At 70.1% G+C, this 14779-nt stretch carries 17 protein-coding genes and 1 pseudogene; 7 read left to right on the forward strand and 11 right to left on the reverse strand.

The genetic code is table 11. The annotated features are described in order from the left end of the window. Positions 1-135 precede the first annotated feature (135 nt). Positions 136-1182 (forward strand): annotated as a pseudogene (locus A5730_RS04465) (hypothetical protein); the annotation flags it as partial. Positions 1183-1245: 63 nt separating this feature from the next. Here A5730_RS04465 and A5730_RS04470 read toward each other — a convergent pair. After that, entirely contained in the window at positions 1246-1392 is a 147-nt protein-coding gene (locus A5730_RS04470; protein WP_067277197.1) for a DUF1059 domain-containing protein, read from the reverse strand. Beyond that, the gene (locus tag A5730_RS04475; protein ID WP_067896204.1) at positions 1389-1976 is read right to left on the reverse strand and encodes an HhH-GPD-type base excision DNA repair protein; all 588 of its coding nucleotides are present in this window, start codon (positions 1974-1976) and stop codon (positions 1389-1391) included. The genes A5730_RS04470 and A5730_RS04475 overlap by 4 nt, the downstream gene beginning before the upstream one ends. Positions 1977-2087: 111 nt before the next feature. Between A5730_RS04475 and A5730_RS04480 the strand changes: the two genes are divergently transcribed. Further along, positions 2088-2591, forward strand: a complete 504-nt coding sequence (locus A5730_RS04480; RefSeq protein WP_067896275.1) for a nuclear transport factor 2 family protein — start codon at positions 2088-2090, stop codon at positions 2589-2591. A 33-nt stretch (positions 2592-2624) separates the two neighbouring features. Here the strand turns inward: A5730_RS04480 and A5730_RS04485 are convergent, their stop codons facing one another. Then, positions 2625-2813: a DUF5302 domain-containing protein gene (locus tag A5730_RS04485; protein ID WP_055398855.1), complete on the reverse strand. Its 189-nt coding sequence runs from the start codon at positions 2811-2813 to the stop codon at positions 2625-2627. A gap of 37 nt (positions 2814-2850) precedes the next feature. Continuing rightward, positions 2851-3294 (reverse strand): PPOX class F420-dependent oxidoreductase, encoded by a 444-nt coding sequence (locus A5730_RS04490; protein WP_055398857.1) that lies wholly within the window; start codon positions 3292-3294, stop codon positions 2851-2853. Between the two features lie 32 nt (positions 3295-3326). Between A5730_RS04490 and A5730_RS04495 the strand changes: the two genes are divergently transcribed. After that, positions 3327-3842, forward strand: coding sequence for a DUF1697 domain-containing protein (locus tag A5730_RS04495; protein WP_067896207.1), 516 nt, complete (start codon positions 3327-3329; stop codon positions 3840-3842). 18 nt (positions 3843-3860) lie between these two features. Here the strand turns inward: A5730_RS04495 and A5730_RS04500 are convergent, their stop codons facing one another. Next, positions 3861-4226: a GntR family transcriptional regulator gene (locus A5730_RS04500; protein WP_055398860.1), complete on the reverse strand. Its 366-nt coding sequence runs from the start codon at positions 4224-4226 to the stop codon at positions 3861-3863. Positions 4227-4263: 37 nt separating this feature from the next. Between A5730_RS04500 and A5730_RS04505 the strand changes: the two genes are divergently transcribed. Continuing rightward, on the forward strand, positions 4264-4977 hold the full coding sequence (locus A5730_RS04505) for an NAD-dependent deacylase (RefSeq protein ID WP_067896210.1): 714 nt from the start codon (positions 4264-4266) through the stop codon (positions 4975-4977). 11 nt (positions 4978-4988) lie between these two features. On the opposite strand, the gene A5730_RS04510 is transcribed toward A5730_RS04505, so the two are convergent. Both A5730_RS04510 and A5730_RS04515 read right to left on the reverse strand, forming a co-directional pair. After that, entirely contained in the window at positions 4989-5618 is a 630-nt protein-coding gene (locus tag A5730_RS04510) for a bifunctional 2-polyprenyl-6-hydroxyphenol methylase/3-demethylubiquinol 3-O-methyltransferase UbiG (protein WP_067896213.1), read from the reverse strand. A 71-nt stretch (positions 5619-5689) separates the two neighbouring features. After that, entirely contained in the window at positions 5690-8008 is a 2319-nt protein-coding gene (locus A5730_RS04515; protein ID WP_067896216.1) for an MMPL family transporter, read from the reverse strand. Positions 8009-8319: 311 nt separating this feature from the next. Between A5730_RS04515 and A5730_RS25295 the strand changes: the two genes are divergently transcribed. After that, the gene (locus A5730_RS25295; RefSeq protein WP_003878506.1) at positions 8320-8442 is read left to right on the forward strand and encodes a hypothetical protein; all 123 of its coding nucleotides are present in this window, start codon (positions 8320-8322) and stop codon (positions 8440-8442) included. 132 nt (positions 8443-8574) lie between these two features. On the opposite strand, the gene A5730_RS04520 is transcribed toward A5730_RS25295, so the two are convergent. Together A5730_RS04520 and A5730_RS04525 are read right to left on the reverse strand one after the other, a co-directional pair. Continuing rightward, entirely contained in the window at positions 8575-9327 is a 753-nt protein-coding gene (locus A5730_RS04520; RefSeq protein ID WP_067818905.1) for a 3-hydroxyacyl-CoA dehydrogenase, read from the reverse strand. Between the two features lie 43 nt (positions 9328-9370). After that, positions 9371-10456: a CaiB/BaiF CoA-transferase family protein gene (locus A5730_RS04525; protein WP_067896218.1), complete on the reverse strand. Its 1086-nt coding sequence runs from the start codon at positions 10454-10456 to the stop codon at positions 9371-9373. 88 nt (positions 10457-10544) lie between these two features. Here A5730_RS04525 and A5730_RS04530 point away from each other — a divergent pair, with 88 nt between their 5' ends. Together A5730_RS04530 and A5730_RS04535 are read left to right on the forward strand one after the other, a co-directional pair. Next, a complete protein-coding gene (locus tag A5730_RS04530) occupies positions 10545-11354 on the forward strand; it encodes an enoyl-CoA hydratase (RefSeq protein WP_067896221.1) in 810 nt (269 codons plus the stop codon). Between the two features lie 85 nt (positions 11355-11439). After that, the gene (locus A5730_RS04535) at positions 11440-12783 is read left to right on the forward strand and encodes a DUF2867 domain-containing protein (RefSeq protein WP_067896225.1); all 1344 of its coding nucleotides are present in this window, start codon (positions 11440-11442) and stop codon (positions 12781-12783) included. Here the strand turns inward: A5730_RS04535 and A5730_RS04540 are convergent. After that, positions 12780-13502, reverse strand: a complete 723-nt coding sequence (locus tag A5730_RS04540) for a CPBP family intramembrane glutamic endopeptidase (RefSeq protein ID WP_067896228.1) — start codon at positions 13500-13502, stop codon at positions 12780-12782. The two genes, A5730_RS04535 and A5730_RS04540, sit on opposite strands and share 4 nt — an antisense overlap. Further along, a complete protein-coding gene (locus tag A5730_RS04545) occupies positions 13499-14644 on the reverse strand; it encodes an NAD(P)H-binding protein (protein WP_067896231.1) in 1146 nt (381 codons plus the stop codon). Before A5730_RS04545 ends, A5730_RS04540 begins: the two co-directional genes overlap by 4 nt. Positions 14645-14779: the final 135 nt, after the last annotated feature.

Raw genomic sequence — 14779 nt, forward strand, 5'->3', positions numbered from 1 at the left:
CTCGGTCGCGGTCTCCAGCATCAACCGGGATTCGGGTTCCTCGGCATGCTCGCCTCGGCGCTCGCGGGGGTCGCGGCGTGGGGGGGGGGGGGGGGGGGGGGGGCGGGGGGGGGGGGGGGGGGGGGGGCCCCCCCCCCCCCGGCGGCGGCCGATCCGGCGGCACCGCAACCGAACTCGACTCAAGAACTCCCGGGCCTGCCGGCGCTGTCGCAGCTGAGCCCGATCATTCAGCAGGCCGCCACCAACCCCGGGCAGGCCACCCAGCTGCTGATGGCCGCAGCGCAGGCCTTCAGCCACAACCAGGGCGCGCCGGGCGAGTCCCGGAACGTTGCCCAGTCGGTGAACCAGTTCCTGGCGATGCCGGGCGCACCGGCCGATCCCGGCACGGCGCTTCCCGACGGTGCGCCCGTTCCGCACGTCCCCGCCGCGGGCGTCGAACCCGGCGCCCAGTCACACCTGCCGACCGGCATCGACCCCGCGCACGCGGCGGGCCCGGGGCCGGTCGCCGCTACCCCGGCCGCACCGCAGGCCCACCTGCCGGCCGGCATCGACCCCGCACACGCGGCCGGTCCCGGACCGGTCGCCGCGCCGCCGGCCCCGTCGGCACCCGCGCCCGGCACCGTCGCACCCGTCGCGGCACCCGCGCCCGGCACCGTCGCACCCGTCGCGGCGCCCGCGCCCGTGCCGCCCACGCCGGCCGCGGCCGCACCGTCGGCCGCACCGGCGCCGGACGCCGCACCCGCCCCGGCGGCGGCTCCGGGTTTCGGCCCTGACGCCCCGCCCACGCAGGACTTCATGTACCCCTCGATCGGCACCAACTGCCTGGCGGACGGCACCAGCGCCATCGCCACCGCGCTGTCGGTGGCGGGGCCGGCGAAGATCCCGACCCCCGGGCCGGGCCCCGGGCAGACCGCCTACGTGTTCACCGCCGTCGGCACCCCCGGCCCGGCCGAGGTGCAAAAGCTGCCGCTGAATGTCACGTGGGTGAACCTGACCACGGGCAAGTCGGGCACGGTGGCGCTCAAGCCGCGCACCGACATCAACGCCGACGGGCCGACGACGCTGACCGCGATCGCCGACACCGGGTCGGGCAGCATCATGTCGACCATTTTCGGGCAGGTCACCACCAAGGAAAAGCAGTGCCAGTTCATGCCCACGATCGGCTCCACGGTGGTGCCGTAGGGCCAGACCCAGGGCGCGCGTGCCCCCTTGGGGGGGCACGCGCGCTCGCTTTTTCCCCGGCGGCTAGTAGGCCATGAACAGGATCGCGTCGCGGTCGTACTCGAGACCCGGATGATCGCTGGCCAGGTGCGCCTGGGTCAGTTCGACCAACTCGTCCTCATCCTTGCCGACGATGGCTTCCCCGCACGGACACGTCAGGTGTGTCTTCACGTTGCCGCCCTTCCCTTCTCACCCTTGGCTGCTGCCTTCATCTGCTTTTTGTAGGAACGCACTTCGGCCATCGATTGCGCGTCGACGATGTCGGCGACGGAAATGTGCGTGCCGGCCTTGCCGAACTGCCCGGCCGCCGCGCGCCAGCCCTTGACGTTGACGCCGTACTGCTTGCCCAGCAACGCCAGGAAGATCTGCGCCTTGACCTCGCCGAAGCCGGGCAGCCCCTTGATTCGCCGCAGCAACTCCGCGCCGTCGGGGTCGCCGTGCTTCCACAAGCCGGCGGCGTCGCCGTCGTAGGTGTCCACGATGATCTGGGCCAGGGCCTGGATGCGTTTGGCCATGGATCCCGGAAAGCGGTGTATCGCAGGCCTTTCCGAGCACAGCGCGGCGAATTTGTCGGGGTCGTATTCGGCGATCTCATGAGCACCGAAGGCGCCCATCCGGTCGGCGATCTTCTTCGGCCCAGCGAAGGCCGTCTCGAAGGGCACCTGTTGATCCAAAACCATCCCGATGAGCAGGGCCAGCGGATTCTCGTCCAGCAGCTCGTCGGCCTCGGGATCTTGAGCGAGCCACAGTTTCACCGTCAACGATCAACCCTTCCGTGGGGCACCTTTGGAACAGACTACTGCGCGCCAATCAGATGACCACCGGGTTATCGTGACCGGGTGGTGGACGAGGCCCGACTGGCGCTGATGCTGGCCCGCGACGAACTGCACGCCCTCGTCACCGCTTACTGCCGGGCCGTCGACCGTGCCGACTACGAGGCGTTACGGGCCCTTTATCACCCCGACGCGACCGACGCGCACGGCTCGTTCTCGACGGGCGGCGTCGAAGAGTTCATCGCCCAGCTGCGGGCCGCCGAACCGTATGTGCGTGTCTCCCAACACAACATCACCACGACGAACTTCGCGATCGACGGCGAGGAGGCCCGCGGTGAGATCTACTGCCTGGTGTTCCACACGTTCGCCGGGCCGGACCACGACCTGGACGTCCTCATCGGGGGCCGCTACCTGGACGAGTACACCAAACACGACGGCCGCTGGAAGTTCCGTCGCCGCACCATCGTGGCGGACTGGGCATACCAGAACGACCCGTCCCAGGTGAACTTCGGACACCCCAGCACCCGGGGAAGCCTGCGCGGCAGACCCGGCCAAGACGACCCCTCGATCGGCCTATTCGCCCCGCCGAAAGGCTGAAGCCGTTGCCGCGCAACGCATGACGGGCGTCGATCACCCGCTCTTGCGGCGGAATTCGCGGCGGTTCTCCACCGGGCCGTGCGCCCGCGACTGCTTGTCGCCACTGTTCTTGTGGTCGGACCCGCCCGACGACTTGGCCATCTTGCGGTCGAGGGCCTCACGGAACTTGCGCTTGGTGTCGTCGTCCGATGCCGGCGCGTCGGGCGACTTCGATTCAGCCATACCGGCAGCCTAGCCCGGGACCGTCGAAAAGGGGCGGCTACCGCACGCCGGGCGGCATGCCGTACACGTGCGCGATCGGCAGGGTCAGCAACACCCGCCTATCGGTGACCATCGCCTGCCGGTATTCGTCCCAGTCGGGGTGTTCGCCGGCGATGTTGCGGTACAACGCAATCAGCGCCTCGACCGTGTCGTCGCCGGGGGCGGCCGCCGGCGGCGTCAGTATCGCCGTGCCCTCGGCCACCGCATACGACCACCCGTCGTCGGCGTCGACCAGGATCGACGCCCGCGGGTCGCGGCGCAGGTTGCGGGTCTTGGCCCGCGGCTCGGTGATGGACACCCGCACCGCCAGGTCACGCGGGTCGAAGTGGTAGCTGACATTCGACAGTTGGGGCCGCCCGTCGCGTTTGATGGTGGCCAGCACCCCGAGGGAGTTGCCACTGATCACGGCCAACAGCTTGTCGTCGAAGACTTGGCGTCCCATGGCAAGAGCCTACGTCGTGGTGAAATCGGGGCATGACCAAATATGCGGCGTTCCTGCGCGGCGTCAACGTCGGCGGCGTCAACCTCAAGATGGCCGAGGTCGCGAGCGCGTTGACCGACGCAGGATTCGCCGATGTCCGCACCATCCTGGCCACCGGAAACGTCCTGCTGGAGTCATCCGCCCGGGCGCCGTCGGTGCGCAAGAAGGCCGAGGCCGCGCTGCGCGAAAGCTTCGGCTACGACGCGTGGGTGCTGGTCTACGACCTCGAAGCGGTGCGGGCCGTCGTCGACGCCTACCCGTTCGAGCCCGAGGTGGACGGCTATCAGTCCTACGTCACCTTCGTCGCCGAACCGGCGGTGCTCGACGAGCTCGCCGGGCTGGGCGCGGCCGACGACGAGAAGATCGCCCGGGGCGACGGCGTCGTCTATTGGCAGGTCCGCAAGGGCGCCACCCTGGACAGCACGATCGGCAAGACCATGGGCAAACCGCGCTACAAGTCCTCGACGACGACGCGAAACCTGCGCACCCTGGCGAAGGTATTGCGTTGAGTATCAGCCGGTTTCGGCTCAGTCTTCCGGCACGTTGGTGAGATAGCGCATCGCGTCGGACTTGGTCAGCCCCAGCGCCCGGGCCACCTCGACGTACTCCTTGGCGGCCGCGGCCATCGCCGCGTCCGTCGGGTCGAAGCGCGAAATGAACGTGCCGAAGCGCCCCCGCGTTTCGACGATCGCCGCCGACTCCAGTTCCCGATAGGCCCGGGCGACGGTGTTCGCGGCGACCCCCAGCTGGCCGGCCAGGTCGCGCACGGTCGGAAGCCGGGTCCCGGGCGGCAGCGCGCCGGCGCGGACGCCGTCGATGACTTGGGTCCTGAGCTGGTCGAACAGCGGCTTGCCCGCCTTCACGTCGACCTTCAGCAAATCCCGCAGCTCCACGTCTTCAGTATGTCCCACGCGCGGCTATCTTTGTGGGATGCGAGTAGCGGTGCTGAGCGGCGCGGGGATCTCCGCGGAGAGCGGGGTGCCGACTTTTCGTGACGACAAGAACGGGCTGTGGGCCCGCTTCGACCCCTACGAGCTGTCCAGCACGCAAGGTTGGCGCGCCAATCCGGAACGGGTCTGGGGCTGGTATTTGTGGCGTCACTACCTGGTAGCCGACGTTGCGCCCAACACGGGCCACCGCGCCATCGCCGCCTGGCAGGACGGCGCCGAGGTCAGCGTCATCACCCAGAACGTCGACGACTTGCACGAGCGCGCCGGCAGCATGCCGGTTCACCACCTGCACGGCAGCCTGTTCGAATTCCGTTGCGACCGTTGCAATATGCCTTACACCGGCGCCCTACCCAAGATGCCCGAGCCGACGCTGGAAGTGGAGCCGCCGGTCTGCCACTGCGGCGGCCTGATCCGGCCGGACATCGTGTGGTTCGGTGAGCCGCTGCCCGAGGGGCCATGGCAGCGCGCCGTCGAGGCGACCGAGGCCGCCGACGTGATGGTAGTCGTCGGAACCTCGGCCATCGTCTACCCGGCGGCCGGGCTGGCCGAGCTGGCCCTGGCGCGCGGCACGGCCGTCATCGAGGTCAACCCCGAGGTCACGCCGCTGTCCAGAAACGCGACGATCAGCATCCGCGAGACGGCCAGCCAGGCGCTGCCCGGATTGCTGCAGCGGCTGCCCGCCCTGCTGGGATAGTCCGGCGCGAACTACGGCTTGCGGGCGCGGCCCAGCAGGAGTTCCGACACCGGCAACGGCGCCCACGGCGGCAACGTGAGCTCGCGCCGGGAAACGTCGACCTCGAAGCCGGCATCGACGATCGCGCGCTCAGTGTCGCGGTGGGTGTGGCAGTTGCCGAACAACCTGGGCCACAGCGTCGCGTCCGCGAACCGCTGCAGGCGGCCGCGGGCGCCGGCGCTGGCCACATGCTCGAGGTAGCGCAGCTCCCCGCCCGGCCGCAGCAACGCGTACAGGCGGCGCAGCACGTCGTCCGGGTCGCGCACGGAGCACAACACCAGTGAGCACACCACCGCGTCGAACGGCTCGTCGCCGCTGACCCCTTCGGCCGTCTGGTCCGTCACCACGACGCGCACGGGCACCACGTCGGCCGCGGCCCGGGCCTGGGCCACCAACCGCGGCTCGGGCTCCACCGCGACCACCTCGCGTACCGACTCCGGGTAGTGGGGAAAGTTCGTCCCGATCCCCGCGCCGACTTCCAGCACCCGCCCCGACAGCCCGGCCAGATTCTCCCGCCGCAGGGCCCGGATCGCGTCGGTTTCGTGGGTGGCGACGACGGGCCAGATGCGCGCGAAGAACGGGTTGTCCACCGCCGTTGTCATACAGTCACCTTCCGACTCGTGGCCAAATCCGACTCTGGCCAAAGGATAGGTGCGACGGACCGACCGCCGCCTCAACCGACGTTGGGCACGGGTTCGGCGAGCGGGCCCGCGTCGAGCTGGGCCGGCTCGACGCGGTCGGCGCCCGCCCCCGACTCGCTGATGCCGAACCGATCGTGCAGCCACGCCAGTGGCTTGGGCGCCCACCAGTTCCACCGGCCCATCACGTGCATGAACGCCGGCACGACGACCATCCGCACCAGCGTGGCGTCGGCGAAGACGGCGAGCACCAGGCCGAGGCCGAACATCCGCATGAAGGACACGTGGGCGGCGATCAGCGCGGCGAAGGACATCGACATCACCAACGCGGCCGCCGTGATCACCCGCCCGGTGCGGGCGACGCCGAGCGCGACGCTCTCGTCGTTGGCGGCGTGCGCCTCCTTCGCGCTCGGCCGTGCCGGCCGGGCGGCGCCGGACGCGAGCCAGTACTCGCGGATCCGCGAGAGCAGGAACACCTCGTAGTCCATCGACAGCCCGAACGCGATGCAGAACAGCAGCACCGGCATGTTGTTGACCAGCGTGCCGCTCGGTGTGGTTCCGAGCGCGCCCAGGTGCCCGTCCTGAAAGATCCACACCAGCGCGCCGAACGCGGCGGTCAGCGACAGGAAGTTGCAGGCGAGCGCCTTGGCCGGCAGCAGCACGCTGCCGGTGAGCAGGAACAGCAACACGAAGGTGACCGCGGCCATCAGCCCGAGGACCAGCGGCAGGATGTCGGTGACGGCGTCGACGCTGTCGCGGTTGACCTGGGCGACCCCGCCCATCATCACTGATCGGCCCGCCGGCCCGGGCACCTCGTGCAGCCGCTTGAGTTGTGCCTCGTTCGCCGGGGAGAAGAGCGGGGCGGTGCTGCTGACGGTCAAGAAGGCGCTGCCGTCGGCCAGCCCGGTGGCCCCGGCCGGGGGCGCCGTCCGGTTGCCGCCGGCGAACGTCCCGCCGGGGGCCGACACCGCCGACACGTCGGGCACCCGCGACAAGGCGGCGGCGTAGGAGTCGAGGTCGGCGGGGTTCAGGCCGCGCGCGTCGGGGACGACGATCGGCACGGCCGTCGCGGAGTCGTGCGCGAAGTCGTTGCGCAGTCGGTCGCCGACTTGATGGGACGACGCCGAACGTGGCAGCACCCGGTCGTCCGGGAAGCCCCACTTCACCCCCATGAACGGCGACCCGAGCAGCAACAGCAGCGCGACGACGGTGAGACCGATCGGGGCCCAGCGGCGCATCACCAACTTGGTCGACCGGTACCAGAACAGCTGCTCGACCGGCTTGTGCACCGGCTCCGGACGCCGGAACACGCGGCGCATCAGCCGGCGCACGTCCAGTGCGTCCAACCGGGGGCCCAGCAGCACGATGGCGGCCGGGGTTATCACGATCGAGGCGGTCGCGACGAAGGCCACGGTCGCCACGCCGGCGTAGGCGAACGACTTGAGGAAGTACATCGGGAACGCCACGGTCGCCGACATGGACAACGCCACGGTGACCGCGGAGAACAACACCGTGCGCCCGGAGGTGGCCATGGTCCGGATCAGCGCCTCGTCCCGGTCGCTGCCCTCGGCCAGCTCGTCGCGGTAGCGGCTGACGATCAGCAGGGTGTAGTCGATGGCCAGCGCCAGGCCCAACGCGGTGCTCAGGTTGAGCGCGAAGATCGACACCTCGGTGGTGAACGTGATCAGCCGCAGCACGGTCATCGAGCCGACGACCGCCAGGGCGCCCAGCGCCATCGGCAGCGCCGCCGCCAGCAGCCCGCCGAAGACCCAGATCAGGATCAGGAAGCTCAGCGGCAGCGCGATCATCTCCATCACCAGCAGGTCGGCCTGGTTCTGCGTGTTGATCTGGGCGTACTGCATCGCGGCGCCGCCGGCGCGCACGGTGACGCCGTCCCGGTCGTGGATGAATTGGTCCGCGAGGGTCTGGGCGTTGCTCTGGGCGTAGTTTTCGCCGCCTTTGAGGTTGACGATCAGCAGGCCCGACTTGCCGTCGCGGCTGACCAGGTCGGCCGCCGCTTGCGGCGGGACCGTCCACGGCGACGTCACGTTGTACACCAGCGGCGACGCCTGCAACTGGTGGACCAGGTCGGTGCCGACGTCGCGGGCCTGTTCGCTGTCGGTGCCCCCGGGGGCCGTCACCAGGATCAGCAGCTGCTGACCGCTCTGGCCGAACTTGTCGCTCAGCACACCGATCGCGCGGGCGGACTCCGAATCCGGGTCCTGGAACCCGCCGGGGGACAGGCTCTTGGCGACGGGGATGCCGAACACGGCGGCGGCGATGAAGACGAGGACACCCAACGCGATGATGCGGCGCGGCGCCGCGATGGCCATGCGGGCGATCCCCTGCAGCATTTTCAGCCCTTCCGCCGCCGGTGCCGATCGCACCTGGCGCTGGCTTACCTGCGACAACGTAACAAACGCTAGTTTTCACGCGTCAAACAGAGTCGTTCTTAAACACGGAAGGCGGCGGCTGCGGGGTTCAATCGCGACGTTCTAAACCGCTGCGACGCTAAGAGTCCGGCCAGAAAATTGTGCGGCAACTAAGCAGGTCAAGGGGCTAAATGCCGCGCTCGACGGTGTACAACCTACCCGCCGGTAAATTGCCACCATTTTCCGAATCGTGACTCAAAGATTCCTTAATGGTGGCCCATACGCTCAGTGTCATGTGGATCGACGACACAAGTGCCGACGTCATCAAGGTTGACTTCGAAGCCCTCTACCACGGCGACGTGCTGGTGGAAGGCGAGACCTCCGAGCAGTTCGACGAACTGCAAGCGGCGAGCTGAGGTACGACCATGAGCATGCTCGCACGCCTGCTGATGGCCGAACCCGCCGTCAGTCGATGGTTCCGTAAATAGGTTTTCTCTCTGCTACGAAAGCCCCCCGCTCGTCGCGGGGGGCTTTCGTGTCTGCGGGTCTCAGCGCGGCGCCATGCGGATCGCGCCGTCGAGGCGGATCACCTCGCCGTTGAGCATCGGGTTTTCGATGATGTGCACGGCGAGCGCGCCGTACTCGTCGGGATCACCCAGCCGGGCCGGGTGCGGCACCTGCTTGCCGAGCGACGCCTGCGCCTCCTCGGGCAGCGATCCCAGCAGCGGGGTCTTGAACAAGCCGGGAGCGATCGTCACCACGCGGATCAGCTCCCGCGACAGGTCGCGCGCGATGGGCAGCGTCATGCCGACGACCCCGCCCTTGGACGCCGAGTAGGCGGCCTGGCCGATCTGGCCCTCGAACGCGGCGACCGAGGCGGTGTTGATGATGACGCCGCGCTCCTCGCCGATCGGTTCGGTCTTCGCGATGCGCTCGGCCGCCAGCCGCAGCACGTTGAACGTGCCGATCAGGTTGACCTCGATCACCTTCTTGAACCCGTTCAGGGGGAACGGCCCGTCCTTGGACAGCGTCTTGATGGCGTTGCCGATGCCCGCGCAGTTGACGTTGATGCGCAGCGGGCCCAGCGACTCGGCGGTGTCCAGCGCCTTGCCCACGGCGGCCTCGTCGGTCACGTCGGCCTCGACGAACCGGGCGCGCTCGCCGAGCTCTTGGACCGCCTCCTCGCCCCGCAGGTCGATGACCACGACCTGCGCGCCGGCGTCCAGCAGCCGCTTGGTGGTGGCCAGGCCCAGGCCCGAGGCGCCCCCGGTGACGACGGCGACGGCGTCCTTGATTTCCATGCGAGTCCTTTCTCGGGATTCCAGCCAACCAGTTGGTTGGCGACTATACCCAGTCGTTCAGCACGGCCTCGGCGTCGGGCAGCGGCGCCGCCGGCGGGCGCGGCACGTCGGGCGTGGTGCGGGAGAACCGCGGGGCGGGCAGCGGCTGCAGGCCGCCGTCGGCGTCGTAGAACGTCTTGCGCTCGGTGATGTGCGGCTCGGTGTGCACCTCGCCGAACGCCAGCACCGGGGTCACGCAGGCGTCGGAATCGGCGAACACCTTGGCCCAGTGGTCGCGGTCGTGCGCCGCGAAGGCCGCCGTCAGCGCCCCGCGCAACTCGGGCCAGCGGGTGACGTCGTTCTGCGGCGGCAGGTTCGCCGCGTCCAAACCCAGGCCGGCCAGCATGGCCGCGTAGAACTGTGGCTCGATGGCGCCGACGGCGACGTAACGCCCGTCGGCGCACTCGTAGGTGTCGTAATAGGGTGCGCCGCCGTCGAGCATGTTGGTGCCGCGCACGTCGGTCCACATGCCCAGCCCCCGCATGGCCCACATCATCTGGATCAGCACGCTGGAGCCGTCGACCATGGCGGCGTCGATCACCTGACCCTTGCCGGAGTTCTGCCGCTCCCACAATGCGGACAGGATCCCGACGAGCAGGAACATCGAGCCGCCGCCGAAGTCGCCGACGAGGTTCAGCGGCGGAACCGGGCGCTCGTTCGCCCGGCCGATGGCGTGCAGGATCCCGTTCAGCGAGATGTAGTTGATGTCGTGGCCCGCCTGCTGGCTGCGGGGTCCGGTCTGCCCCCAGCCGGTCATCCGGGCGTAGATCAGCCGCTCGTTGACTTCGGCGCACTGCTCCGGGCCGAGGCCGAGCCGCTCGGTGACGCCGGGCCGGAAGCCCTCGATCAACACGTCGGCTTTGGCGACGAGCTTGAGCACGGTGGCCCGCCCCTCGTCGGACTTGAGGTCGACCGTGACGACGCGCCGGTTGCGCAGCATGGCGTCCTTCGCGGCCCCGCCCGGTCCGGTGGACGGCCGGTCGATGCGCACCACGTCGGCCCCCAGGTCTCCCAGGATCATCGCCGCGTGCGGACCCGGCCCGATGCCGGCCAACTCGACGACGCGAAGTCCCTTCAGCGGTCCAGCCACTATTGCACCGACCTTTCGTCTGCCCTGACGCCCGTTGTAGTTGGCATCTTCGCAGCCGCCCCGGATCGGCCTCACTTAGGGTGAGCCCATGCCGCAATCCGCAATCGACACCCTCGCTCCCGTCGCGGGCCTTTCCGTCACGCTGTCCGACGGCGTGCTGTCGGTGACCATCGACCGTCCCGACAGCCTCAATTCGCTGACCGTGCCGGTGATTACCGGCATCGCCGACGCGATGGAACGTGCCGCCACCGATCCCGAGGTGAAGGTGGTGCGCCTCGGCGGCGCGGGTCGCGGCTTCTGTTCCGGGGCGGGCATCGGCGCCGACGACGTCTCCGGTGCCGGCATCCCCCCGGACGAGATCGTCCTCGAGATCAACCGGCTGATCCGCGCGATCGCGTCGGCGCCGCACCCGGTGGTGGCCGTGGTTCAGGGTCCGGCGGCCGGCGTCGGTGTGTCCCTGGCGCTGGCGTGCGACGTCGTATTGGCCTCGGAGAGCGCGTTTTTCATGCTCGCCTTCACCAAGATCGGGCTGATGCCCGACGGTGGCGCGTCCGCGCTGGTCGCCGCCGCGGTCGGCCGCATCCGGGCGATGCGCATGGCGCTGCTGCCCGAACGCCTGCCGGCCGCCGAGGCGCTGTCCTGGGGGCTGGTGAGCGCGGTCTACCCGGCCGACGAATTCGAGGCCGAGGTGGACAAGGTGATCGCGAGGCTGCTGACCGGCCCCGCCGTGGCGTTCGGCAAGACGAAGCTGGCCATCAACGCGGCCACGCTCCCCCAGCTGGATCCGGCCTTGCACCGCGAATACGAGGGGCAGGCCGTGCTGCTGCGATCGCCCGATTTCATCGAGGGCGCAACCGCTTTCCAGCAGCGGCGCGCGCCGGAGTTCACCGACCGCTGAGCCCGGCACGCTTACGGGTGGCCCAGGCCGGTAATCCTCCCCGTCGTCGGGTCCGAATAATTGGCAGACGACGAACGGAGAATCCATGGCTGGACAGCTTCGCTGTCTCGTGACCGGGGCGACCGGCTACATCGGCGCCCGGCTCGCGCCGCGACTCCTGGACGAAGGCCACGGGGTCCGCGCCCTGGCCCGCGACCCGGCCAAGTTGGCGGACGTGCCCTGGCGGGACCGGGCCGAGGTCGCGCGCGGCGACCTCGCCGACGTCGATTCGCTGGTCGCCGCGTTCGACGGCATCGACGTCGTCTACTACCTCGTCCACTCGATGGGCACGGCCAAGGATTTCGCCGACGAAGAGACGCGCGCCGTGCGCAACGTCGTGACCGCGGCGCGGCGCACCGGGGTGCGGCGCATCGTCTATCTCAGCGGGCTGCATCCCGAGGGCCGCCGGCTCTCACCCCACCTCGAATCGCGGACGGCCGTCGGCGACGCGCTCATCGCCTCGGGCATCGAAACCGTCGTGCTGCAGGCCGGCGTCGTGGTCGGTTCGGGCTCGGCGTCGTTCGAGATGATCCGGCACCTCACCGACCGGTTGCCGGTGATGACCACACCGAAGTGGGTGCACAACAAGATCCAGCCGATCGCGGTGCGCGACGTGCTCTACTACCTCGTCGCCGCGGCCACGGCGGCGGTGCCGTCCTCGCGCACCTGGGACGTGGGCGGACCCGACGTCCTGGAGTACGGCGACATGATGCGCATCTACGCCGACGCGGCGGGGTTGGGCAAGCGCTACCTGATCGTGCTGCCGTTTCTGACGCCCACGATCGCCAGCCTCTGGGTGGGAACGGTGACGCCGATCCCGCCCGGGCTGGCGCGGCCGCTGATCGAATCGCTGGAATGCGACGCGGTCATGCGCGACCACGACGTCGACGGCATCATCGAACCACCGCCCGGCGGCCTGACCGGCTACCGCCGGGCCGTCGAACTGGCGCTGGACCGCGCCGCGCACGGCGTCCCGGAACCCTCGTGGTCGTCGTTGCAATCCGAACCGGCGGAGGCGCTGCCGTCGGACCCGGACTGGGCGGGCGAGATCGTCTACACCGACGCGCGCACCGTCGACACCACCACCGAGCCCGGCGCCCTCTGGAAGTCGGCGGAGGCCGCCGTGACTTCGCTCCCCGGCGGCTGGCGGGTCGAGGAACGCGCGCCGGGAACCCTGCTGCGGCTGCGCTCGACCAGGCGCGCGCCGGGACGGCAATGGCTCGAGATCACGGTCACGCCGCAGGACGGCGGCGGCAGCCGCTACACCCAGCGGTCGATCTTCCTGCCGAGGGGCCTGCCGGGCCGGGCATACTGGCTGGCCGCGCGGCCGGCCCACGCCGCCGCCATGCGCGCGCTGGCCCGCGAGGTCGTCGGTTCGGACGGCGTCTAGACGCCGAACATCGGGGGCAGCACCAGGACCATGATCAGCCCCCACACCAGGTGGGTGAGCACCGGCGCCAGGACGCCGCCGGTCGCCCGGCGCTCGAACGCGCACACCGTCCCCAGGATGATCGCGGCGAAACCGAGCATCGGGTTGCCGCTGGCCAGCGTCGCGAAGGTGTACAGGATCGTCGAGATCACGACCGGGTGGTAGCGGCCCAGGGCGGTGTACAGCGCGCCGCGGAAGAACACTTCCTCGGCCACGCCGTTGACGAGCGTGATCGCCACGATCACCGGATACCAGCCGTGGTGGGCGTATTCCAGCACCCGAGTGATCAGCTCGGCCACGGGTCTGATCTCCCGGGCGATCAACCCGCCGACTATGAAGATCGCACCGAGCAGCAGGCCGATAGCAGTCCCGGTGATGACCGGCCGCTGGTTGCGGCCGCGCCAGCAGATGCCGCCCAGGTGCAGCGGGCCGGAGGCGAACCCGCCGACGACCCACACCCCGGCCAGCGCCAGGGTCAGCCAGTAGAAGCTCGAATCGCCCGGGTGACGGCGCAGCGAGAAGCCGAGCACCGCGGCGCCGACGACCACCGTGACGGCCACGATGACCCGTCGACGCCGCACCACTGCGGGCGACTCATGGTGGGGCACAGCGACTTTGGTGAGGGCGCGCCACCACTCGGACAGCGCGCCGGTGTCGGACGGGGCGGTGGACTGGCTCATGCGGGATGCACCTTCGGAGTCAGGGCTATCAACAGGTCGAGACCGGTTCGAAGCGCTCCAGCCACCGGGCCGGGGACCATTCCCACCAGCCGCAGCGCCGGGCGCACGACGGGTGGGGTGAGCCGGCGCGCGACGTGGCGGATGCGGCGCGCGTCGCCCCCGGCCCACACGGGATCGGTGTTGGCCAGGTGATGGGGATCGGCCAGGGCGTTGACCGGGGACGGGCGATTCGTCTGATCGGCCAAGGCTAGGGCAATGGCTTCCTCGACGCCGAGCAACCCACCGGGCGGGTCGGGCACCCGATCGCGCAGATCGCTCTCGGACGCCACCATCGGATGGTCCAGCGATTCGACCAGATCCCCGGCCAGCCCGGGCGGCACCGGCAGCGCGACGCCGGTGATCAGCGACGCCAGCCCGGTGTCGACCCTGCCGACCGGCAACCCGGCGTGCCACCGGCCGGAGATGCGCGCGTACGTCTTCAGCAGCTCGCGGTAGGAGGTGGTGTCCGGCCCGCAGATGTCGTACGCCCCCGCCGGCAGCAGGTCGGGGTCTGCCGCGGCGACGAGGTAGTGCAGCACGTCGCGGATGGAGATCGGGTCGATCGGGTTGTCCATCCAGCGCGGGATCGGCATGACCGGGAATCGGTCTCCCACGTAGCGCATCATCTCGAACGACGTAGAACCGGCACCGATGATCATCGCGGCGCCCAGCCACACCAGCTCCGGGCCGTCCGGGACCGTCAGCGCCTCGGCCACCTCGGCGCGGCTGGTCAGGTGCTCGGACAGGACCTCGTCGGCGGGCACGAATCCGCCCAGGTAGACGATGCGCCGCACACCGGCGTCGCGGGCCGCGGCGGCCACGTTGGCGGCCGCGGCCTTGTCGGCGTCGCGAAAGCCGGGCTGACCGATGGCGTGCACCAGGTAATAGACCACCTCGACGGGGCCCGCGCCGGCGAAGGCCGCTCGGGTCGACGCGGGGTCGGCGGCGTCCAGCGTCACGGGCGTGACCTCGTCGAACCAGCCGAACCGCCGCAGGCGCTCGGGGTTTCGGGTGGCGGCCACGACGTCGTGCCCGTCCGCCAGCAGCGCCGTGACCAGCCGCGATCCGACATAGCCGGTGGCGCCGGTGACGAGGATCCGCATGTCTCCAACCTAGCCCGGCGACGGCCAACGCAAACCTGGCGGGCACGGGCCGCCGAGCGCGGACGTAAGGCCACGGCGATTTTCGGGCCGGATTTTCGCCATGCCGTTACGCTCGCGGGGTTGAACCCCCGCGGC

The sequence above is a fragment of the Mycobacterium sp. ACS4054 genome, assembly GCF_001667275.1.
In the GTDB taxonomy this organism is placed as follows: Bacteria; Actinomycetota; Actinomycetes; order Mycobacteriales; family Mycobacteriaceae; genus Mycobacterium.

What these genes read in the sequence shown, in the direction of transcription:
- A5730_RS04535 (WP_067896225.1), top strand. Translation starts at nt 11,440, where the DNA reads ATGGCTGGACAGCTTCGCTGTCTCGTGACCGGGGCGACCGGCTACATC.
- A5730_RS04540 (WP_067896228.1), bottom strand. Translation starts at nt 13,502, where the DNA reads ATGAGCCAGTCCACCGCCCCGTCCGACACCGGCGCGCTGTCCGAGTGG.
- A5730_RS04510 (WP_067896213.1), bottom strand. Translation starts at nt 5,618, where the DNA reads ATGACAACGGCGGTGGACAACCCGTTCTTCGCGCGCATCTGGCCCGTC.
- A5730_RS04495 (WP_067896207.1), top strand. Translation starts at nt 3,327, where the DNA reads ATGACCAAATATGCGGCGTTCCTGCGCGGCGTCAACGTCGGCGGCGTC.
- A5730_RS04515 (WP_067896216.1), bottom strand. Translation starts at nt 8,008, where the DNA reads ATGCTGCAGGGGATCGCCCGCATGGCCATCGCGGCGCCGCGCCGCATC.
- A5730_RS04490 (WP_055398857.1), bottom strand. Translation starts at nt 3,294, where the DNA reads ATGGGACGCCAAGTCTTCGACGACAAGCTGTTGGCCGTGATCAGTGGC.
- A5730_RS04520 (WP_067818905.1), bottom strand. Translation starts at nt 9,327, where the DNA reads ATGGAAATCAAGGACGCCGTCGCCGTCGTCACCGGGGGCGCCTCGGGC.
- A5730_RS04545 (WP_067896231.1), bottom strand. Translation starts at nt 14,644, where the DNA reads ATGCGGATCCTCGTCACCGGCGCCACCGGCTATGTCGGATCGCGGCTG.
- A5730_RS25295 (WP_003878506.1), top strand. Translation starts at nt 8,320, where the DNA reads ATGTGGATCGACGACACAAGTGCCGACGTCATCAAGGTTGACTTCGAA.
- A5730_RS04505 (WP_067896210.1), top strand. Translation starts at nt 4,264, where the DNA reads ATGCGAGTAGCGGTGCTGAGCGGCGCGGGGATCTCCGCGGAGAGCGGG.
- A5730_RS04485 (WP_055398855.1), bottom strand. Translation starts at nt 2,813, where the DNA reads ATGGCTGAATCGAAGTCGCCCGACGCGCCGGCATCGGACGACGACACC.
- A5730_RS04530 (WP_067896221.1), top strand. Translation starts at nt 10,545, where the DNA reads ATGCCGCAATCCGCAATCGACACCCTCGCTCCCGTCGCGGGCCTTTCC.
- A5730_RS04480 (WP_067896275.1), top strand. Translation starts at nt 2,088, where the DNA reads ATGCTGGCCCGCGACGAACTGCACGCCCTCGTCACCGCTTACTGCCGG.